Origin of the sequence: Shewanella baltica (assembly GCF_900456975.1) — a bacterium.
GTDB lineage: Bacteria > Pseudomonadota > Gammaproteobacteria > Enterobacterales > Shewanellaceae > Shewanella > Shewanella baltica.
The window spans coordinates 1,389,377-1,411,800 of record NZ_UGYM01000002.1 but is presented as its reverse complement, the minus strand read 5'-3'; the positions used below and the strand labels follow the sequence as shown (position 1 = coordinate 1,411,800).

Genomic DNA, 22,424 nt, shown 5'->3' with positions numbered 1-22,424 from the left:
ATTAGCCCTCCTGTTTGGCATAGTTTTGCAGTGCCGCTTTAATCCGCGGGTATGTACCGCAGCGGCAGATATTACCCGACATGGCCGAGTTAATTTGTTCTTCAGAAGGTTTCGGATGCTGCGCCACCAACGCCGCAGCCGACATCAGTTGGCCCGCCTGACAATAGCCACACTGTGGCACGTTATGTTCGGCCCAAGCATTTTTAAGCTTTTGATTATCTAGCCCTTCAATTGTTGTCAGTCGTTTTCCCTGTGCCTGCCCCAAACTGGTTAAACAGGCGCGTACGGGTTGGCCGTCTAAATGCACTGTGCAAGCACCGCATAGCCCTGCACCGCAGCCATATTTAGTGCCCGTGAGCCCTAAAATATCCCGTAGTGCCCACAGGATTGGCATTTTAGGATCGGCATCTAAGGTAAATGATTTACCGTTGATGGTCAGTGTCTGAGCGGAAAGTGTCTGGGTGGAAGAGGCGGTATTCGCTTCCTTGACGACTGCTTTGGTTGATAAAACTTCTGCCATAACTCACTCCTTAAGTGCCAACCACGACGCAAGATCGGCTTGGGTATCAATATCAATTGCGGCGCGGGGTAGTGTTATAGCGACTAACGCTCCCTGCTGTGCTTGTTGTTTTAAAATAGATTTCGCCCCGCGATCACCACTCAAATGAGTGAACAAAGGCAATGTAGAGGCATTAAAAATAGCAGGTACACCTAAATCATCCAAATAATGGGCGGCAACGTCTTTACCCGTTTCATGCCATGTCAAAATCAGTTGGCGATAATCATCGGCGCTCAGAGCCACTTGGTCAGCGAGCGTTAGCAGCATGGCATCAAAGCCTTGCTCCTTGGCATAACTTGCCGCCAAACTCACAGAGGAGGCCAAACCCGTGTGCCACTGCGGATTAATCAAAATATCAAAGGGGTGGCGGGAGTTAAGTTCAGCCAATAACGGTTGCAATACGTGCTGGTGAGCACCGAGTATGACTAACAAAGGCAAATGCTGGGGCGAATGTGTGTCTTGGCGCTCCAAATCTAAATCTTGGCAATGAAGCTGTTGTAAAAGCTCAACATGGGTGCAAATGATGGCTTGTTCGCGAGTTTCTGTGGCGCTAAGTGATGGTATAAGCTGCGCTAACTTAACTCCCTCAAAGCGCTTACTTTCACCAGCCGCAAGTACCACGATCAACAGCCGCTTGGATGAACGTGGCGTTTGCTCTGCCAACGCTAGCTCTGCCGACTTTGGCACTGGCGGCAATGTCATCAACGCATTATCTCATCGAGATGTTGTAAGGTCGCGCCATGGAGTACGCCGTGGCATTGGGCCAAAATACTTAACGCCACTGCGCTCGGTAACTCGCCGCCAAGGGCAAGCCCTGCGGGGGCAGAAAACACCCCAGAAAATGATTCAGTACTCAGCCCTGCCATCCCAAGCACTTTATCCCGTCGATGGGCAGGGCCAAGCAAGGCGATATAGGCGAGTGGATGGGCTTGAATGACCTTCAATGCCGCAGCATCTAAGCCCAAGTTATGATTCATCACTACGGCGCAATCCAATTGGGCGATATGATTCGCGGTTAATTCCCCTGCGGTAAGTTTCACGATATGGGCATGGGGGAAATCCGCCGCTCTGGCATAGGCGGTACGGCCATCAAAAACCGTCACTTGCCAGCCTAAAGTATCGGCCATGGCGGCAATAGGCTTAGCGTCGATGCCACCACCAAAAATCCCAAGGTGGAATCTCGGTCTCAGCGGAATAATCAGCGATTCTCCCGCCTCTTGGGTGAAGACGCCTGTGCGGACAAAATCGCTGGCGGGGAACGGTGTCAACGCTTCGGGGTAGAAAGCGGCCTGATATTGGCGCGCATCCGTCCCTGCTTTGACTAATGGCAGTTGATAAAAACCCGACCGACCGTGGCGAAATGCCTGTACTAGCTCAACCAAACCAAGATCATGATTCTCTTTTAAGAGTGGGATCAACATGATATCCACTATGCCGCCACAGCCGAGTCGATAGCTGGCATCGGACTCATCGCTCGCGTCGTAGGTCACGCACGTGACTTGCTTTGTCTGCATGGCCTTTTGGGCATGGCGGCGGAGATCGGCTTCTAAGCAGCCGCCACTTAACATACCCACGCCTTGACCGAACTCATGAAACAACATCATGGCGCCGGGTTTGCGATAGGCCGAGCCTTGAATTTGGGTGATCACCGCAAGCACCCAAGCGTCATCCGCCAGCGGTAACCAATGCTCTAGTAAATCTTCGATTTGGTGATCCATCCGCAAGGACTCCATTGGGTTAGGGATATTTGAAAAGACTTAATGCACTTTTTACTGTCGACACTATCGAAACAAATAACCGTCGAAACTACAAACTGTCAAAACTAAAAAATCGCTGGTTAAGATCGCTGATGAATATCACAGCTATCGACGTCTATTTTGTTATCAAGGTTTGATGCGAGTTTCATTTGTCGATAAAAACAGCATCGCCAAACGCTCGGCATTAAACACTTGGGCAACCAAGTTAGCAAAGGCGTGTACGTATTGAAAGGAGTAATAGATGTCAAAAAGTGTCGAAGCAGAAAATATGTTCAGGGTATGTTCAAAGGGGGAAGGATTGACATCCGTGTCTTGAGTGGCGTGTGCTCGTAAATCAACCACATCTCATCTAAAACTGATATTCCCCCGCCTTAGTGCGCAGTATCTGGGATTGATTATCTAGGCTAATAGAGGTCGATTCTATCTGCTCGATAATCTGTGATACTTCACGGGAATTATCGCGGATCACCATCATACTCGAAGCGATTTCTTTAGAAACCAAGGACTGTTCCTCGGTTGAAGCGGCAACCTGAGTATTGATCCCATGAATTGCTTCCGTACTGTGGCGAATATCCTCAAATACAGCCACGATACGTTGCAGCTCTACCCCCGCCTTTTGCATAAGCGTCGCGGCTTGAGTCACAGATGTACCCACTTGATTCGTACGACTTTGAAGGCTTGCGACAATATCGTCGATTTCCTTGGTGGAATCTTGGGTGCGCTGGGCTAGTGATCGAACCTCATCGGCCACCACAGCGAATCCTCGCCCTTGCTCACCGGCCCTTGCGGCTTCAATCGCGGCATTCAGTGCCAGCAAATTCGTCTGCTCTGCAATCGCCTTAATCACACTCAACACATTACTAACTTGGGTACTTTCGTTCACTAAATGCGACATAGAGTCTTGAGTATTGGTAAACTCAGTTTCCAATACCGACATGGCTTTCAACGCTTCCGATACCGTCTGTTTACCCACAGTGACATGCGCTTCATTTTCAGCGGCGCGGCTTTCAGCGTTCGACGTACTCTCACTCACATGCACTAACGTCGTGGTCATTTCTTCCATCGCACTGGCGCTGGCGTCCAGTTCTCTCGCCACCCGATTTGAGCTTTCACGCGAAACTTGAATTGATGCCTTGGTTTGCTTCGCTAAATCAGCGACCTCTTTTGCAATACCATCCGTTGTCGATAAGGAACTGGCAAGGGAAGAGATAAACAAGTTAATTTGATTAACGATTTCGCCAATCTCTCCCTGAGTGGTGACAGAGATCCGCCGCGCAAGATTTTTAGAGCGCTGAATGTCGAGCAACTCACTACAGGTCTGCACTAAGGGAGTCACAATTCGGCTCTTAACGATAATGAATCCACCAACGGCCGCAAGAATCACGATGAACAATACGAACTGAGACCAGTTTAATGCCGCATGTAAGGAGTCGAGTCGACCATTAACCTCACCATCGGTACGTTTATCCAACGCCGTAAAGAACTCATCAATCGGCTGCATGATCTTGGCTTTTTCTCTATGGTATTGGTCGCTATGTAATAACTCCCTCGCCATGGTTAAGTTCGGCTCGCCTTTGATCGTGTAGGTTTGGGTGTTGGGGTCCATAAAGATACCTTTGACGGCATTCATGGCTTTCACTTCGAGGGCGACTAACGCATCTGAGTTTTTTTGGGCTTGTTCGAGGTAACGGAATTCTTCATCGGAAAAACCAAGGGACTTCATTTGCTCTTTTATAGCAATTCTCGCGCCGTCTGGCTTTGGCTTATCGCCATAACTCAGCACCAAATCCCAATAAATCTGATGATATTTTTCGGGTCTGGGTTTCTCACCATTACGGATAGCCAAAATATCCATATACATTTTTTCGTATTTTTCATCACCTGTGACGGCGTAGGTACGGGCGAGACGTGTTAAGTCATCGGAACCTTGCCTTAATTCATCGGCAAGTTGATAGGACTGATATCGGATGCTGGCGGCATCATTAAAGAGATCGATTTTAGACTTCACATTGAAGCTCAGTGCCGCAGAAATCACGGCACTCGCGACTATGGTCGAAAATACCACACTCATCATGGTTTTTGTTTTCATACTTACCCCAATAGACGGAAGAACTGCTTTAAGTCTAGAAGGAAAATCAGAAAACATCGGTAAAAGTGGGACAATCAATGGAAATAATCATTTGATTTGCGAGTGATTATCGCTCACAAATCAAACAGTTCTTAATGACATGACACTTAGAGTAAAAGTTGATCCGCGACAAAGGGATTATGCTCGCGCTCTTCACCAAAGGTCGACATAGGACCATGCCCCGGAATAAATTCGACGTCGACACCTAAGGGCCACAGTTTTTCGGTGATCGAGTGAATTAAATCCTGATGATTTGATTGAGGAAAATCGGTGCGGCCGATTGAACTTCTAAACAAAATATCCCCCACCCACGCCAACTTAGATTGGGCAGAGAAAAGGGCAATGTGTCCCGGCGTATGCCCAGGGCAATGCAGCACAGACAAGCTTTGTTCACCCACTTGCACGTTATCGCCGTCCTGCAGGTATTGATCCGGTTCAAAGGCATCGCAATGGGGAAAACCGAAGTTTTGGCTTTGCTTAGGTAAGTTATCAATCCAGAATTTATCGGCGATATGCGGGCCAATAATCGGCACATTAGTGGCTTGCGCTAAGGCTTTTGCCCCACCGACATGATCGATATGCCCATGGGTAAGGATAATTTTGTCGAGGACGAGTCCAAGTTTCGTCACTTCGTTTTGGATCCTGTCAATGTTTCCACCAGGATCCACGACCGCAGCTCGCTTGGTTTTTTCACACCAGATCAGGCTGCAATTTTGCTGAAAAGGTGTCACTGGAATAATCTGATACTTCATAGCTTCAATCTCGTGTTATCCATAAGCGATAGATTACGCTAAGAAACTCATCATGGCTCAAATTTAAAATGGAAAAATTGATCTTCACCAAAAGCTAATCAAATAATCCTAGCCTGCTGCATAAACTATTTGGTCTATACCCAAGGTAGTTGAAGATACGAGTTTCAACTAGCCTAGGTTGCTGCATCTTCAGGTTATTTGGGTATACAATCTGTCAATCACAATAACATGAGCCTCTGCCATTAAGGTTGTTTGATGAAACCCGATATTATTCTCGCCGGAGTGCTGGCGAAGAAACATACTTTTACCTTGCCCCTCAACTATCAAAATCCGATTGCAGAGCAAATCCAAGTTTTTGCCAGAGAACTCTGTAGCCCAGAAAACAAAGATAAAAAGCTACCTTATATCGTGTTTTTCCAAGGCGGCCCCGGATTTGCGGCCATGCGCCCCGCCAGCAACAGCGGCTGGATCCGCCGCGCATTAAAAGAATATCGGGTGTTATTACTCGATCAGCGCGGCACAGGCTTATCAACACCGATTAATTACCAAAGCCTGCAACACTTAGAGCCCGCAGCTCAAGCTGAGTATCTAAGCCATTTCAGGGCTGACAATATCATTCGTGATGCCGAGACGATTCGTGCCCAACTTTGCCCCGCCGATAAATGGGCGATTCTTGGCCAAAGTTTCGGGGGATTTTGCGTATTACATTATTTAAGCGCCGCCCCTCAAGGTGTCAGCGAAGCCTATATTACAGGTGGCATACCGTCATTAACCCGCAGCGCCGATGATGTCTATCTTGCGACTTATCAACGCGTACTGGCGAAGAATAAACAATTTTTCCAACGCTTCCACGATGCCCAACATTTAGTCACTCGCTTAGCAAAACACTTGCTTGAAAACGAAGTGTATTTAGCAACGGGAGAACGCCTCACTGTTGAAATGTTGCAGCTGCTGGGTATTAATATCGGAATGGAGCAAGGTCCTGAATCGGTTTACTATTTACTTGAGCAAGCCTTAATCAACACGGCTTCAGGGACAGTCGTGAACCCGTTATTTTTAAATCATTTCGGTCAAATGCTCGATTACAACACTAACCCGATTTTTGCCCTGCTGCATGAGGCCATTTACTGCCAACACTCGGCTTCACAATGGGCGGCACACAGAGTGAGGCAACAATTCCCCGCCTTTAACTATCAGCAAGGTAAGCCGTTTTTATTCACCGGCGAGATGATTTACCCTTGGATGTTTGACCAATTCAGTCATTTAGTACCGCTTAAAGCCGCGGCAGAAATCCTTGCCCATAAATCAGACTGGCCTGCACTGTATAGTCTTGAACAACTGGCGCAAAACCGCGTCCCCGTTGCCGCAGCCATTTACAGTGAAGATATGTTTGTCGAGATGCAATACAGCCTAGAAACCGCGCAACAGGTCGGCAGGCTAAAGTATTGGCTAACGTCAGAATATGAACACAACGGCATTCGCATGGATGGTGAGCACATACTGGATAAGCTCATCAGCTTAAACCGAGGCGATACCTTAAGATAAAGGTTAATTTTAAGGGCTAATTAAGTTAACGCTGACATTATAAACCTGCTCCTCATCTATTGAGTGATTTTGGCAAGTTTCAACGACCTATTTCCGTATGAGTAAACCGTTTTGGTTTACTCTTTTTTTTACCAAAATTTAGGGCTATTTCCAGCTATTGTTTAATGGTCGGAAATGCCCCTAAAACCAATTATACTCGTGCCTATCAAACCTCAGCAGCCACTTTGCGTGTTCGACTCCGAGTCCCTGAACTCGCACTCGACTTTTTCGCACTGCTACTTGTCGTTGTACTTGTTTTAGCGGTACTTGCCGTGCCAGTGCGTTTTGTCGAGCTAGAGGCTTTGCGGTAAGGCGACTTGCGATAACCGGATTTATTCCCAGCCGTTTTACGATAACCTTGGCCTTTTAAGCCATTAAGCGCGGTGGGCAGTTGTGCTCCTGCATTGTGAATAAGCGTGGACAAGGTGCCTAGCAGCGGTAGCATAAAGGCTTGATAGGAGGTTTCTTTATGGCAAATACCGTTCAAGCTTGCTTCCCAAAGGGCTGTCATGTCAGGCGTTGTTGCACTCGCGGGTAAGCTGTTAATTAATCCCTTACCCACATCCGTCGAAACGATAGATTTACCTAAGCGTTGTAAAAAACCGCGTTTAAACAGTAATTCAATAATGCCTGCACGGGTGGCTTCAGTACCTAAGCCATCGGTTTCTTTGAGAATTTTACGGATCTCAGGGTCGGTTACGTAACGGCTTATCCCCGTCATAGCACCAAGTAAAGTGGCATCGGTAAAGGCTTTTGGTGGCTGAGTATTTTTCTCCAGCAACTCGCCTCGAGTACAATGCAAAGCCTGCCCTAGTTTCAGAGGCGGTAATTGGCCGATAAACTCGTCATTCTCCTCATCGTCCTTGCCCGCGCTTTCTTCCATCGACTTGTTGCCACTCGCCTTACTGCCATTTGGCTCTTGGCGGGCAAAGAGTTGCTTCCAGCCAAGAGATTTATCCTGACGCGCCTTGGTATTAAATAAGCCGCCCTCAATTGTCACTTGTACTGTGGTTTCACTGTAACAATAGGCCGGATAAAACTGGGCTAAGTACTGGCGGGCAACATGAAGATATAACTGCCTCTCACGCTGACTTAAGCTGGATAAGTTAGCCGTTTTCTCGGTAGGAACGATGGCGTGGTGGGCATCCACTTTTTTATCATCCCATGCCTTAGATTTAAGCCGTGGATCGGGGGCATCGGCGCCTTGCAGTAACTCAGCGGCACCGCTGCTAATCGCCTTAAGAACCGACGGCGCTAGGCTATGTTGCTCGACGGGCAAATAACGGCTGTCGGAACGGGGATAGGTAATGAGTTTATGGCGTTCATACAAACTCTGGCAGGTATCAAGCACATCCTTAGCACTCATGCCAAACCGTTTTGCCGCATCAATCTGCAACGCGGATAAGCTGTAGGGCAATGGCGGATTCTGTTTCTTGTCCTTAGCCACTAATTGAGTCACTAAGGCAGGTTTATCACTGATGCGACTCACCACATTTTGCGCTAACCCTCTGGCTAGTACTCGCCCTTCTTCGTCCATGTACGGCTGACAAGCTTCGCTGGGTTGCCACTTAGCGCTGAAGGTTTCCTGCTTTTCAGTCGCCAAATGCGCTAGCACTTCATAGAAAGGTTTAGATTGAAAATTGGCAATCTCTTCATCACGGCGCACCACTAGCCCGAGTAAAGGCGTTTGCACTCGCCCGACGGACAATACGCCTTGATAACCAACCTTTTTACCTTGGATGGTATAAGCGCGCGTCATATTCATGCCGTAGAGCCAATCGGCACGACTACGGGCTAAGGCCGATGTGGACAAAGGAATAAATTCGCGATTACTGCGCAGCTGCGTTAGCGCCCGTTTTACGGCTTGTGGGTTTAAGTCGCTGATCAGTAAACGCTGAGTTTGATGTAACTTGTCACCCCTCACGCCAAGATAGGCAATCACTTCATCCACGAGTAACTGCCCTTCACGGTCGGGATCGCCCGCATTGACCAGCATGTTGGCTTGTTTGACTAATCGTTTTAGCACTGTGAGTTGACTGCGAGTTGCGGCCTTAGGTTTTAGTTGCCACTTGTCTGGAACTATTGGCAAGTGCTCGAATTTCCACGACTTAAATTCGGGATTATAGGCATCAGGTTCTGCTTGTTCGAGCAAGTGACCGACACACCAAGACACGCAATCGCCATTGGCGGCTTCGATAAATCCATCGCCTTTTTTATGGGGTTTAGGCAATACATCGGCAATGGCCCGCCCTAGGCTAGGTTTTTCTGCGATATAGAGGATCATACAAACACCAAGCACTGGATATAATTACAGTATAATTTAGCCCAAACGCCCGTTGAGTGCAAATTTCTGTGACAAACCGAGCTTAAATACCAACGATCAAGTGTAAATTCAATTGCGAATAGTTCTCAACAACTACTAGAATGCACTAAATTTTAGAGGAGTGGCTATGAGACAGTTTGCAATAAATGCGCGGCAGGCGATGACAATCAGTCCGGCATTGATACTAAGATTTAATCAGTTACTGCTATTTCATAGCCTGATGTTACTTGCGATAAGCATGCTCACCAGCACTTGGCTGGGACAAATGAAAATCATCAACATGCCTTTAGCTTGGGGATTCATGCTAGTAATGCCCATTGCGGTGAGCTTATCGCTACTGCTAAAACATCAAGTCACCCGCCATAGCTTAAGCAGCTTATTCGGGGTGTGGATGCTGCTGTGGATATGGGGATAAACACGACAAAACCTATGGCTGAAAAGATCAGCAGCCTCGCATGCGGATGTCGAGAACAAACACTCATAGATGTTCCCCCTCGCCCAATCGCGATACCTTTCCCAAGTGGCGGTTAACGCTCCATAAAAAAGCCATAAAAAAAGCCAATGACATTATCACTGGCTTTTTATCCGCCTAACGTTTCACCTTATGGGTGACAGACGTTATGCAGTTCTAAGTTAGTACCTATATCTTTGTTACGATCCGCTTTAGCATCGTCATTACGCAGTTGCGTCAAGTGATCTAAATACGCTTGATCTACATCGTTAGTGATGTAATGACCATCAAAAACAGAGGTTTCGAAACGCTTAATCGCTGGATTTTCCATTCTTACCGCTTCGATTAAATCAGGTAAGTCTTGGAAAATAATGCCATCGGCACCAATTAACTTAGCGATTTCATCGGCATCACGGCCATGGGCGATCAACTCGTTTGACGTTGGCATGTCGATACCGTACACGTTCGGGAAACGAATTTCCGGCGCGGCAGAGGCAAAGTACACTTTCTTGGCACCCGCTTCACGGGCCATTTCGATGATTTGCTCAGACGTCGTACCGCGAACGATAGAGTCGTCCACCAACAAGACATTTTTGCCTTTGAATTCAGTGTTAATCGCATTCAACTTGCGACGCACTGACTTCTTACGTTCCTGTTGACCCGGCATGATAAAAGTACGGCCAATATAACGGTTTTTCACAAAACCTTGGCGGTACGGTAAGTCCATGCAACGGGCAATTTCCAGCGCGATATCGCAAGAAGTTTCAGGAATAGGAATCACCACGTCGATGTCGTGATCGTACCATTCTTTCTTAATCTTCTCGCCAAGCTTAGCGCCCATGTTTACGCGACTGGCATAAACAGACACTTTATCGATAGTCGAATCTGGACGGGCAAAATAAACGAATTCGAAGATACAAGGTGCGTAGCTAGGTTCTGCAGCACATTGACGGGTATACAGCTGACCATCAATTGACACGTAAATCGCTTCACCTGGCGCCACATCACGCATCACTTCAAAACCGACGGCATCGAGTGCCACGCTTTCAGAAGCGACCATGTATTCAGTACCCGTTGGCGTTTCGTGCTTACCTAACACCAGAGGGCGAATACCAAATGGGTCACGGAATGCGACTAAGCCTTGGCCGATTATAATAGCCACAACCGCGTAGGCACCACGAGCTTGCTGGTGTACGTTAGCGACCGCATCGAACACTTCTTCCGACGTCAGGGTCAAGCTAGTGGTTTTTTGCAGTTCGTCGGCCAACAGGTTAAGCAACACTTCAGAATCCGAAGTGGTGTTCACATGGCGACGTTTTTTGATCAGCCCTTCGGCTAATTCGACTGTATTGGTTAAGTTGCCGTTGTGGGCTAAAGAGATCCCAAATGGCGAGTTAACATAGAAAGGCTGCGCTTCAGATGCGCTTGAACTGCCCGCAGTTGGATAACGCACATGGCCAATACCTGCATTACCTTGTAGGCGTTGCATGTGTTTGACTTCAAAAACGTCTTTGACCAGACCATTGGCTTTACGCAGTCTGAAAGCACCACGATCAATGGTCACAATACCTGCCGCATCCTGACCTCTGTGCTGCAACACTGTCAGTGCATCATAAATGGTCTGATTAACCGATGATTGGCCAACTATTCCGACGATACCACACATGGGTAAGCTTCCTCATTGTAAGATGTTCTATGCCCTTTCATGTTGAAATATAAGCAAATGATAAAGTAAAACTCTAGCCTTTCGGCTTAAGTGCTACCTATCGGTCGCCAAGGTATCCCGTCACTAATCTGTTAATCGCAATCGCACGCATAAACTTGCGATTGCGCTCACAGTTACCCTGTTTTTAGGCATAAGCCCTTGAACAGGAGTGACGTACATACCTAAGCGATTACTACTTTCCATCACTTAGGATTAATTAATTTTCTTTCTTATAGTTTGGGTACAAAGCTGGAGGTGTTTTCCAAATAGTCAAAAAACCATTGAATGACAACGCCAAATTCGGGCACTAGCACAGAGTCCTTCCACCATTGGGTGTTGGGTGAACCTGTGAAAGCATCCATAAAAAACAGCAAGGCGCTCACAATTAGCGCGCCTCGAATAGCACCGAAACACAGGCCCAAGAGCCTATCAGTGCCAGATAATCCAGTTTTGACAACAAGTTGTCCGAGAATATAGTTAACTAAGGCGCCGAGTACCAAAGTGGTAATAAAGAGGATGGCAATAGAAACGCCATTACGCAGCATCTCATCGTTCATTTGAGTTAAGTGAACGGCAAGATCTTGGTAAAATTGGCTGGCAACAAAGAAAGCCGCGAACCATACCACTAAGGACATGGCTTCTTTGGCGAATCCGCGGATTAGACTGATGAGAGTCGATAATCCGATGACGAATATGATAGCGTAATCAATCCAAACCATTGAGATGGCTTTCCGACATAGGCTTTAAGACGGCGCGATTCTACCAGAGACTGAAACGATTCTCACCCCTAGAGAGGTAAATAAATCATTTTCAGTCGCTGATCTTATATCACCATTAAGATTCTAAGGGATTAAAAGGAACAATCCAGCCCTTAAGACGCGTGAGGTTTTCCACCTCAATTTGTATTTTCTTCAGCTTTGCCTCAGACACATCTGGCCCGACAAACACTTTGGTTAATACGCCATCTTTAGGATTTTCAGGGATAGTGTATGCTTTAAAACCACTCTTGCGTAGCTGTGCAATCAAGGCTTTAACATTGGTTGCATTGTTAAAACTGCCGAGCTGCAAGGTAAAGCCACTTTTTAAGCTGTCACGGCTGGCAGCACTGGCTTTTGGCGTTTCTGCTTTGGGCTTTTCAGTCTTAGCGACGGTTGGCGCTTTAGTCTCAGCTTTTTTAGCGGGCTCCGTTTTTACCGTCGCCTTAGGTGGCTCTTTTTTAGGTTCTGGTTTCGCTTCCGGCTTTTTAACTTCTGCTTGCTTAACCTCTGGCTTTTTCACCTCGGGTTTAACGTCCGCCTTAACGTCTTGCTTAGCGATGGCAGATGACTTGTCACTGTCGGCATTATTGCCTGTCTCAGCTAAGACGACATCAGCACCACTCAGCGCGGCAGCATCTTCGGCCGACAAGACTTCAAACATATCATCGTCGGCTTTTTGCTGCTCAATCACAGTCGGACGCAAAGGTATTTCGGAAAACTGCTCTTCTTGGCGATCTTTTTTGCCATCCAAAATATCCGGCAAAAAAATCACTCCAAGCGCAACCAGCACCACAGTGCCGACTAAACGATTATGAAACTGGCTAGACAAAACGGACTTCCTGCATAAATTGAGACTTAAAACCTGCCACAGTGTAAAAGGAGCCAAACACAATTACCACATCATCTGGGTTAATTTGCGCTTTTAATGCCGACCATGCCTCAGCTATGCTCTCAAACTCAAATGCGCTGGCCTCGGGTGCTAAGGTTTTGCGTAGCATGGCAGAACTCGCGCCACGCTCACCATGAAGACTCACTAAATACCAAGTGTCGACCAGAGGATGGATCACAGGCAACACGCCCGCAATATCTTTATCCTTCAACATGCCACAAAGGGCAAATACGCGTTTACCTACAACCATTGGCGCTAATTGCTGCACCAAAAAACGCGCCGCATGGGGATTATGCGCCACATCGAGTAGTACTAACGGCTGCTCACTCACCCGCTCTAATCGACCGGTTAACCGAGCAGTGCTAATGCCCTGGGCAATAATAGCGGGCGCGATATCCGGCCAACCCTGTTCAATTACGGCCAATACCGTGGCCGCATTAGGTAGCGGCAAGGTCGGTAACGCTAAATCGTGTAGTTTGAGCACTTGGCCCTGAAAACTCCACAGATTGCCATGGACTTGGTAACTGAATTCGTTGCCGACGCGATACAAGATGGCGCCAACCTCATTGGCAACATCATTGACGGTATGCGGCAAGTTGGGCTCGCCGACAATTGCAGCTTTACCACGGCGGAAAATACCCGCCTTTTCACGGCCGACGAGTTCACGGGTATTCCCCAGATAACTTTCATGATCTAAATCGACCGAGGTCACCACGCTGATATCGGCATCAATAATATTGGTGGCATCTAACCGTCCACCTAAACCGACTTCTAAGATGACTACATCCAGCTTAGCGGCTTTAAACAGTATCAGGCCCGCAAGCGTGGCGTATTCAAAAAAGGTCAGGGAAATCTCGGCGCGCGCGGCTTCAATTTGCTCAAAGGCGGCGACAAAGGCGCTATCACTAGCATCGCTACCATTAATACGCACTCGCTCGTTGTATTTCAGCATGTGCGGCGAGCTGTATACGCCCACAGTCAAACCCGATAAGCGCAGAATATTTTCCAGCATAGCGCAAGTCGTGCCTTTACCATTCGTCCCTGCCACTGTGACTATCTTGCTTTGGCCTAAATCTAATAGGCCAAGGGTTTGCGCGACCTTAGAAACACGGGTTAATCCCATATCGATTTCGGTTGGATGTATGGATAACAAATAATCCAACCACTGTTCCAATGCTGCATTTGACGCTGGCGCTGTTAGCATGTCCGTACATCCTCGTATTCGATGCCATTTAATCGTTTAACTACACTATTGGCGTTTTGCGGACAGTCTTAGGCAGACTGCCGCGCCATACTAAACTCAATGATAAAGCGAAGTTCACGCGAGATAAATTAAGCTAGGCTCGTGTTTGATTCAGCAGCTTTTTTAATCCAACAATTCTGCTCATCCAACCGCTCTTGCTAATCCAACAACTTTTTTAATCCAACATGAATAATGGCCCAAGGGCGAGTTTAGGCAATTGATATTGTTCTGGATAAGTCACATCAACTAAATAAAGCCCATGAGGTTTAGCCGTTGCTGCGGCTTGGTTTCTGTCTTTTAACGCGAGCAAATCACCCATCCACGTCAGCGGCTGATTGCCTAAACCGATTTCTAATAATGAACCGACGATATTGCGCACCATGTGGTGTAAAAAGGCGTTGGCGGCGATATCAACAATCACATACATGCCTTGGCGCGTAACATTGACGCAATGTACATTACGAAACGGCGTTTTTGACTGGCACTGGACTGCGCGAAAGCTGGTAAAATCTTGCTCGCCTAAGAGTGCCTGCGCCGCTTGATGCATTCTATCGGCATCAATATCGCCGTGATAATGGCTGACACCATGGCGTAAAATCCCAGGGCGAAAACTGTGATTGTAAATCACATAACGGTAGCGTCTGGCGGTAGCCGAAAAGCGCGCGTGAAAACTGTCGTCGACTTCTTTAACCCAACGCACGGCAATATTGTCGGGTAAATTGGCATTTACCCCTAAGGTCCATGCGCCTTCATTACGAATGGCATTGGTTTCAAAATGAACCACTTGTCCCGTGGCATGCACGCCCGCGTCGGTACGGCCAGCGCAGAAGACGCCGATAGGCTCGTTGGCCACTATCGATAACGCCCGTTCTAATTGCGCTTGTACTGAATCGACTTCGGCCTGACGTTGCCAGCCAAAATAACCATTGCCGTCATATTCAATACCTAATGCAATCCGCATCCACTTTTCCTCACAATTGATTTAGCGGCGTATTTTATCACAGCAGCCCATAAAAAAAACGGCGCTGAAGGCGCCGTTAGGTTGAAACTCTCTCAATCGGGATTAACTCATCTCTTTGAGTAAACGTCCGGCTTCATCTTGCTGGCGCTCATTACCATCAATTTGCACTTCTTTGAGCAGGGCTTTGGCGCTGTCGCTGTCGTCAATTTCGATATAAGCGCGAGCTAAATCCAGCTTAGCGTTGACTGAGTTTTCTTCATCATCGACATCAATCATAGCGGCATCGCCGATTAAGGCTCCGACATCACTCATTTCCACATCGACTTCCGAATACAAATCGGTATCAGTGCCGTCTTCATCGGCATCATTCAACAACTTGTCGATGTCGATAAAGCCGTTTTCATTTTGGAAATTCGTTAAATCATGCTCAGGAACAAACTTCTTCTGTGCTTTACGCGACTCTTGAGCATCGAGTGCAGCTAACGCTTCATCGACTGTGAGATCATCGACGAGCGAGAAACTGTCTTCCGACGTCAGTACATCTTCATCGTCATCAAAATCGGTATTGGCCGTGAAAGCAGCGAGTACATTGTCGTCGCTTAAATCGAGGCCTTGCTCAGAATCGTCAGCATCCTCATGGGTATCGAGTTTAAAATCTTCACTAAAATCAAGATCGTTACGCGTCGCCTTAATCGGCTTCTCTTGAGTCGCATCATCCGGAGCCGGCGTATCAGCTAGCGAAGCATCGGCATTAGGCTCGACATCATCGACATCCGTTTCAGCGGCGGCATCGGCTGGCGTCGCAGCAGGTTTGGCCTTAGGCGCAAAATCAAGCTCTGAGTCCCAATCGAGCACGTGGGGATCTTTGCTCTTATTGGCTTTTAAATCATTAAAGAAAGAAGACTCTTTTTCCTTAACACTCGCTGCGGCGGTAGCGGCAGCTAAAGTGGCTGCAGCCGTAGTCAGGGCGTCAGAATCATCATCTTCACCCAACTCTTCGACTAACGAGAAAGTATCATCAGTGCCGTCAATCGAGTGAGATGCACCAATACCTTTGAGTAAATTGTCTTCATCTGTGGCGTTATCGTCCGCATCAAGCTGCGCCGTTTCCATATCGAAGTCGAATTCATCTTCATCGGCATCGAGTTGTTCTGGCACATCAAATTCAGCTAACAGCGCATCTAAATCTTCATCGCCTGACGCTTCGCCTTTTATATCTTCCGGTAACGAAGCTTCTAGCTCTGCGGCAATTTCTGCACTGATCGCATCATCTTCGGTATCGTTTTCGGCATTGTCTTCAGCATCAACTTTGATTTCAGGCTCAGCATCAAAACTCGCCAACAACGAATCGATATCATCGGATTCATCTACGCCTAATTCATCCAATTCATCGTCTAACTCGGCGGCGATTTCAGCGCCAAGATCAGGTTCAGCTTCGGGTTCTGCTGGTTTATCGAAATCAGCTAACAGCGCATCGATATCGTCAGTGTCTTCGACGCCAAGCTCATCAAGCTCTGTATCTAACTCGGCGGCAATCTCAGCACCCAGATCAGGCTCTGCTTCGGGTTCAGCTGGTTTATCGAAATCTGCTAACAGCGCATCGATATCGTCAGTGTCTTCGACACCCAGTTCATCCAGCTCTGCGTCTAACTCGGCGGCAATTTCAGCGCCAAAATCAGGCTCAACTTCAGGTTCTGCTGGTTTATCGAAATCTGCTAACAAGGCATCGATGTCGTCGGTATCTTCTACGCCCAGCTCATCAAGCTCTGCATCTAACTCGGCAGCAATTTCAGCGCCAAGATCTGATTCGACTTCAGGTTCTGCGGCTGGCGTTGGTTTATCGAAATCGGCCAATAGGGCATCGATATCATCAACCTCTTCGCCGCCCAGTTCATCATCTAGCTCATCATCGAGTTCTGCGGCGATGGCGGCACTGAGATCTTCATCGTCAGACTCCATAGATGCTGTTGCAGGTTCTTTTGCCGTTTCTGGATCTTCAGCAGGAACACTAAACTCGGCAAGTAAGGCATCAAGATCATCGTCATCGGCGACGGCTTCATTGGCAGGTTGAGTATCTTCTACTTCAACGTCTTCTTCAGCTAAATCGCTAGCAAAGTTTCGCTCTAATTCACTTAAATCGTCTTCAGCTTCAGTGTTGTCTTCTGAAGTATTGTCTTCTGAACCTAGGCCCGCTAATAGCGCATCGAGATCGGCTTCCTCAAGAATATTGTCAGATTTAGGTTTTTCCTCAACAATATCCTCTTCCTGATCGCCCATGGCTTCGGCCCACAGGTCATCAAGAGATTGCCCTTCGTCTTCAACCTCAGGTTCGGCAGAGAGACCCGGATCGACAAAAATTTCAGACGCCATATCCATCTGATCGTTTGAGTCAGTCAAATCTTGCTCAGGTTGTAAATCGACGCTGCCCATATCAAGCAAGCTATCGATAGAGTCGGCATGGTCGGTATCTAAATGCACCGCCATATCATCTAAATCGTCATCATCCATGTCCATGATGGCAGTACCGGCAACGCCAGCGGCACCCGCAGCCATTACCGCTTCTTGCGCCTGCATTTCACGACGTTCTTTATTACGTTTACGGCGCAGCAACCAGAACACCGCCAGTAACAAGAACAAGGCAGGGATCACAGCAGCAGCAATCATTAACACTGGACTATTAAGGATATTACGCCATAAATCATCGGGCTCAGCGGCGACCTCAGCATCTGCTTCAGGAGTATCTGTTGCCATCTCTGGCATTTGGGCAGCTTCGACTTCGGCTTTTAAAGCTTGGTTTTGCAATTTGCTGGCTTGCAGAGTTTCCTCTAGCACGGCAATGCGTTGATTCAACTCTTCAACTTTCACTTTTAGCGCTTCAACATCTGAAGTGCGGACAGTGAGTTGATCTTGGGTACGAGCTAATTCATCGGTTAATGACAGGTTTTTACTTTCGGCCGCTTCTAAACGCGACGTTACATCAGAGCTCAGCATCTTAGGCTTGTCTGGCGCCGGCGTTTCTACCACTGGCGCTTTGGGCGGCGTCACTTTGGTTTCAGTGATTTTAGTTTCAGCAATCACGGCGGGAGCCGTCACAGGTGCTTGCGTAGTGACTTTCACAGCAGGTTTCTGCACCGCTTTCGCTGGCGCACGGGATTGTCTGTCGCTTTGCTCTGCTCTTGCTATCGCCATACTATTGGGAATCGACAGCATGACTTCTTTAGACGGGATCAGCAGGATCATGCCACGTTCTAAACTGTTGTAGCTGGAAGAGTTAAACGCATGGGGGTTAGCATCATATAGCGCGGCCATCACTTGATAGACGCTGACACTGGCATCGGGACGGACTTTTTGCGCTATGCTCCAAAAAGTGTCTCTGGATGTCGTTGGGCCATATTGATGATTAACTTGACGGATCTGTCCGTCTGGACCCATGATTTTTAAGGGTTTTAATCTTGGCGTATCTGCTGCAACGGCGGGATCAATAAAATAAGCGGTAGAAGAAACAGCTAAAACAGTGGCCATTAGACCCACAAGATACGAAGTGCGAAATTTCATCAATCCTTCCCTTTGAAGCGCTATAAAGTTATCTCGCTGATAACAGGCTTTAGGCAATTGTATTTATTGAGATTACTATAAACCAGAAATCCCTGCCCTGCTACTGTTCACAATTGTAAAACAAAAAAAGCCTGCTGACAGCAGGCTTTTTCAATGGGCATAAAATGCAATCTCGTGCTTAGTAATAATCTCTCACTAAGATCTCGGCAATTTGCACACTGTTCAAGGCTGCGCCCTTACGAATATTGTCTGACACCACCCACAGGTTAATTCCGTGAGAATGAGAGATATCCTTACGAATGCGGCCAACATAAACCGGATCGGTACCAGCACCATCGGTTACAGCCGTTGGATAGTCATCATCTGACTCAAACAATACCACTCCTTCGGCATTACGCAGTAAAGCTTTAACGTCTTCTGCATCGACAGGCTGACGAGTTTCGATATTAATGGCTTCCGAGTGACCATAAAACACAGGTACACGTACCGCGGTTGCATTCACTAAAATCTCATCGTCACCGAAAATCTTCTGGGTTTCCCAGACCATTTTCATTTCTTCTTTGGTATAGCCGTTATCCATAAATTTATCGATTTGCGGCAATACGTTAAAAGCAATTTGCTTTGGATAAACTTCAGCGTCAGCAGGTAAACCTTGCAGTAATTTAGTGCACTGATGCGCTAACTCTTCAATGGCTTTTTTACCTGTACCCGAAACTGACTGGTACGTTGCCACGTTAATGCGGCTGATACCATAGGCATCATAAATAGGCTTAAGCGCCACCAGCATTTGAATCGTTGAGCAATTTGGGTTAGCAATGATATTGCGATTGCGAAAATCAGCAATAGCATGGGGATTCACTTCGGGTACGACTAAGGGAATATCGATGTCGTATCTAAAGTGCGAGGTGTTATCAATCACAACACAACCTGCTTCAGCGGCAATCGGGGCCCATTTGGCGGAAACATCACCCCCTGCGGAGAAGAAACCAATTTGAGCTTGGGTCCAATCGAAGGTTTCTACGTCGAGAATGGTAATTTGTTTGCCATGAAAGCTGACCGTTTCACCGGCGCTACGGCTACTGGCTAAAGGGTACAAATTGGCAACCGGGAAATTACGCTCTTCGAGGATCTCTATCATTGTTTGACCCACTGCGCCCGATGCACCTAAAACGACAACATTAAATTCCTGTGACATAGCTACTGACCGACTCCTGAAAAACCTAAATTGGACAACCAATCTACCTCAGATTGACCGTCATAAGCCAGCGCCAATGCACTAAATTCGCGTCTATGTTGGTGATTTTTTCTCATAGTGTCGAAGCCATTCTCATTTAAGAATGTATTTCTGAACATCTTGTCATCGTCGCGCAAATCATAGACAAAGCGCGCAAGCTGTAATAAGGCTTTTTCATTCGGCGCTGCCGCAAGTTCGACCGCCTTAATGTTAAAGCTTGGCAAGAGATCCAGCAGGCTTTTATCGGCTGCCACATTCAGCAACTGACACAGGTTTTGGTAAAGCATAAAAGTGCCGCGCGCCTTACCTTCTAAGCTGTAACCTGCAATATGCGGGGTGGCAAATTCAGCCAGAGGCACCAGTTCAGGCATCGGTGTTGGCTCGCCTTCCCACACGTCGAGCACTAATTTAAGATCGTCACGTTGCTGCTTCACTTTAATAAGCGCCTGATTATCTATCACATCACCGCGGCAGCAATTCACTAACCATGTATTGGGTTTGAGTGCCTTTAAGCGCGCCTCATCGAACAAATACTTGGTTTTATGCTCGCCAGTGCGCGTGATGGGCACATGCAAACTGATGATATCGGCCTGCGCCATGATGGTTTCTAAGCTCACAAAACTGCGCGGATCGCCCTCTGCAGCTTTGATGGGATCGTTAAGCAGTACTTTAATACCATAGGCTTGCAAACATTTTGCCGTCGCAGTGCCAGTGTTGCCCGCGCCCACTATGCCGACGACCTTGCCCTTAAGTGGCGAATTAAAGCGCTGTGCTAACTCCAGCATAGCGATAAAAGCAAACTCCCCGACCGCAGTCGCATTGCAACCTGGTGCATTAGAGAAGGGAATATTACGCTCAGCAAGATAGGCTAAATCCACATGATCTGTGCCTATGGTGGCACTGCCGACAAATTTCAGCTTGTTATTGCCTGAGAGCAACTCGGCATTCACTTTGGTGACCGAGCGCACTAATAGCACATCGGCCTCGCGCACTTGCTCTGCGGTTAACGTGCGGCCGTTAACAGGAATAATGTCCCCGAGATCGCCAAATAGCGGTTCAACATAGGGCATATTTTCATCGACTAAAATCTTCATGGGCACCTGATCGGATAAAAGTGGGAATGGAAGGCATCAAGATGCTCGGTATTCTAACAAGACTAATGGGATAAATCCCTGCCTATGCAACAGGTTCACATAAAACGCCCATAAAAAAGGGAAGCCTAAGCTTCCCTTCTATCGCGTTTGATAAACAAACTTATTTGAATTTACGCATCACTAGCGTGGCGTTTGTACCGCCAAAACCAAAGCTGTTACTCATGACTGTATTCAGCTCAGCATCGCGATATTCACGAACGATAGGCATATCTTTCGCCGCGTCGTCCAGATTTTCGATATTGATGCTTGGGGCAATAAAGCTGTTTTCCATCATGATTAAGCTGTAAATCGCTTCATGTACGCCTGCGGCGCCTAATGCATGACCTGTCATAGACTTAGTCGATGCAATCGGTGGGCACTTGTCTTTGAAGACTTCACGTAGCGCTTCTAATTCACGCACGTCGCCCACTGGCGTTGAAGTGCCATGAGTGTTGATGTAATCGATTGGGGTATCGACATCCATCATCGCCATTTGCATACAACGCACAGCGCCTTCGCCAGATGGCGCTACCATGTCATAACCGTCTGAAGACGCGCCATAACCAATCACTTCAGCGTAAATTTTTGCGCCGCGAGCCAGAGCATGCTCTAACTCTTCAACCACTAAAATACCGCCGCCGCCAGAGATCACAAAACCATCACGGTCTGCATCATAGGTACGAGAGGCTTTTTCTGGTGTGGCATTATACTTAGTTGACAGTGCGCCCATAGCATCAAAGCCCATGGTCAGCGTCCAATCCACTTCTTCAGCACCACCGGCAAACACCATGTCTTGCTTACCCATTTGGATAAGTTCAACGGCGTGACCAATACAGTGGGCGCTGGTTGCACAGGCTGAACTGATAGAATAGTTCATGCCTTTAATTTTAAATGGCGTAGCCAAACAAGCGCTGGCCGTGCTCGACATGATGCGAGGCACAATATACGGACCAACACGTTTAACGCCTTTTTCACGCAGTGTATCGGCAGATTGCACTTGGTTAGACGATGATGCACCGCCTGTACCGACAATCAAACCGACGCGCGGATCTGAATATTGCTCTTCAGTTAAATTGGCATCGCTAACGGCTTCTTGCATCGCAATGTAAGCATAGGCAGCGGCATCGCCCATGAAGCGTAGCGCTTTACGATCGATATGCTCAGCTGGGTTTAACTTGATGTCACCCCATACGTGGCTACGTAACTGCATCTCTTCAAACTGAGCTGAATGCGTAATACCACTGCGGCCCGCTTTCAGTGACTCGGTCACTTCTTGCTTGTTATTACCGATACTTGAAACAACACCCATTCCGGTGATCACGACTCTTTTCATTTTATTGCTATCCATTGTGTACATGTCAGTACCTACTTTTCGCTGAGCCAATAGTATCT

18 protein-coding genes are annotated in these 22,424 nt (G+C 47.5%); 2 read left to right on the top strand and 16 right to left on the bottom strand.

Annotated elements, in window-relative coordinates; genetic code table 11:
* Position 1: 1 nt before the first annotated feature.
* The 6 genes from DYH48_RS06360 to DYH48_RS06335 form a co-directional block, all read right to left on the bottom strand.
* On the bottom strand, positions 2 to 520 hold the full coding sequence (locus DYH48_RS06360) for a (2Fe-2S)-binding protein (RefSeq protein WP_172481156.1): 519 nt from the start codon (positions 518 to 520) through the stop codon (positions 2 to 4).
* A 3-nt stretch (positions 521 to 523) separates the two neighbouring features.
* Positions 524 to 1,261, bottom strand: coding sequence for a nucleotidyltransferase family protein (locus DYH48_RS06355; RefSeq protein WP_115334318.1), 738 nt, complete (start codon positions 1,259 to 1,261; stop codon positions 524 to 526).
* Positions 1,261 to 2,277, bottom strand: coding sequence for an XdhC family protein (locus tag DYH48_RS06350; RefSeq protein ID WP_115334317.1), 1,017 nt, complete (start codon positions 2,275 to 2,277; stop codon positions 1,261 to 1,263). The genes DYH48_RS06355 and DYH48_RS06350 overlap by 1 nt, the downstream gene beginning before the upstream one ends.
* A 165-nt stretch (positions 2,278 to 2,442) precedes the next feature.
* Positions 2,443 to 2,658, bottom strand: coding sequence for a hypothetical protein (locus DYH48_RS06345; RefSeq protein ID WP_115334316.1), 216 nt, complete (start codon positions 2,656 to 2,658; stop codon positions 2,443 to 2,445).
* A 7-nt stretch (positions 2,659 to 2,665) separates the two neighbouring features.
* The gene (locus tag DYH48_RS06340) at positions 2,666 to 4,405 is read right to left on the bottom strand and encodes a methyl-accepting chemotaxis protein (protein ID WP_012089579.1); all 1,740 of its coding nucleotides are present in this window, start codon (positions 4,403 to 4,405) and stop codon (positions 2,666 to 2,668) included.
* 146 nt (positions 4,406 to 4,551) lie between these two features.
* A complete protein-coding gene (locus DYH48_RS06335; RefSeq protein WP_115334315.1) occupies positions 4,552 to 5,196 on the bottom strand; it encodes an MBL fold metallo-hydrolase in 645 nt (214 codons plus the stop codon).
* Between the two features lie 255 nt (positions 5,197 to 5,451).
* On the opposite strand from DYH48_RS06335, the gene DYH48_RS06330 reads away from it, so the two are divergent.
* Entirely contained in the window at positions 5,452 to 6,741 is a 1,290-nt protein-coding gene (locus tag DYH48_RS06330; protein ID WP_115334314.1) for an alpha/beta fold hydrolase, read from the top strand.
* Positions 6,742 to 6,946: 205 nt separating this feature from the next.
* On the opposite strand, the gene DYH48_RS06325 is transcribed toward DYH48_RS06330, so the two are convergent.
* A complete protein-coding gene (locus DYH48_RS06325) occupies positions 6,947 to 9,064 on the bottom strand; it encodes a DNA topoisomerase III (RefSeq protein WP_115334313.1) in 2,118 nt (705 codons plus the stop codon).
* Positions 9,065 to 9,230: 166 nt separating this feature from the next.
* On the opposite strand from DYH48_RS06325, the gene DYH48_RS06320 reads away from it, so the two are divergent.
* Positions 9,231 to 9,518, top strand: coding sequence for a hypothetical protein (locus tag DYH48_RS06320; protein WP_012089583.1), 288 nt, complete (start codon positions 9,231 to 9,233; stop codon positions 9,516 to 9,518).
* A 187-nt stretch (positions 9,519 to 9,705) separates the two neighbouring features.
* Here DYH48_RS06320 and purF read toward each other — a convergent pair whose 3' ends face one another.
* The 9 genes from purF to fabB all read right to left on the bottom strand — a co-directional run bounded on the left by purF (position 9,706) and on the right by fabB (position 22,365).
* Positions 9,706 to 11,220, bottom strand: a complete 1,515-nt coding sequence (gene purF / locus DYH48_RS06315; protein ID WP_115334312.1) for an amidophosphoribosyltransferase — start codon at positions 11,218 to 11,220, stop codon at positions 9,706 to 9,708.
* Positions 11,221 to 11,489: 269 nt separating this feature from the next.
* Positions 11,490 to 11,978 carry a CvpA family protein gene (locus DYH48_RS06310; protein WP_006082220.1) on the bottom strand — a complete coding sequence of 163 codons (489 nt, stop codon included), beginning with the start codon at positions 11,976 to 11,978 and terminating at the stop codon, positions 11,490 to 11,492.
* A 115-nt stretch (positions 11,979 to 12,093) separates the two neighbouring features.
* Positions 12,094 to 12,846 carry a cell division protein DedD gene (gene dedD / locus DYH48_RS06305; RefSeq protein WP_115334311.1) on the bottom strand — a complete coding sequence of 251 codons (753 nt, stop codon included), beginning with the start codon at positions 12,844 to 12,846 and terminating at the stop codon, positions 12,094 to 12,096.
* The gene (folC, locus tag DYH48_RS06300; RefSeq protein WP_115334310.1) at positions 12,839 to 14,110 is read right to left on the bottom strand and encodes a bifunctional tetrahydrofolate synthase/dihydrofolate synthase; all 1,272 of its coding nucleotides are present in this window, start codon (positions 14,108 to 14,110) and stop codon (positions 12,839 to 12,841) included. Before folC ends, dedD begins: the two co-directional genes overlap by 8 nt.
* Before the next feature lie 214 nt (positions 14,111 to 14,324).
* Positions 14,325 to 15,110: a tRNA pseudouridine(38-40) synthase TruA gene (gene truA / locus DYH48_RS06295; protein ID WP_006085461.1), complete on the bottom strand. Its 786-nt coding sequence runs from the start codon at positions 15,108 to 15,110 to the stop codon at positions 14,325 to 14,327.
* A gap of 102 nt (positions 15,111 to 15,212) precedes the next feature.
* The gene (locus DYH48_RS06290; RefSeq protein ID WP_115334309.1) at positions 15,213 to 18,665 is read right to left on the bottom strand and encodes a FimV/HubP family polar landmark protein; all 3,453 of its coding nucleotides are present in this window, start codon (positions 18,663 to 18,665) and stop codon (positions 15,213 to 15,215) included.
* 178 nt (positions 18,666 to 18,843) lie between these two features.
* Complete coding sequence (locus tag DYH48_RS06285) at positions 18,844 to 19,860, bottom strand: aspartate-semialdehyde dehydrogenase (protein WP_106650935.1); 1,017 nt, start codon at positions 19,858 to 19,860, stop codon at positions 18,844 to 18,846.
* Positions 19,861 to 19,862: 2 nt separating this feature from the next.
* Positions 19,863 to 20,993, bottom strand: a complete 1,131-nt coding sequence (locus tag DYH48_RS06280) for a 4-phosphoerythronate dehydrogenase (RefSeq protein ID WP_115334308.1) — start codon at positions 20,991 to 20,993, stop codon at positions 19,863 to 19,865.
* Positions 20,994 to 21,153: 160 nt separating this feature from the next.
* The gene (fabB, locus tag DYH48_RS06275; protein WP_037391053.1) at positions 21,154 to 22,365 is read right to left on the bottom strand and encodes a beta-ketoacyl-ACP synthase I; all 1,212 of its coding nucleotides are present in this window, start codon (positions 22,363 to 22,365) and stop codon (positions 21,154 to 21,156) included.
* Positions 22,366 to 22,424: the final 59 nt, after the last annotated feature.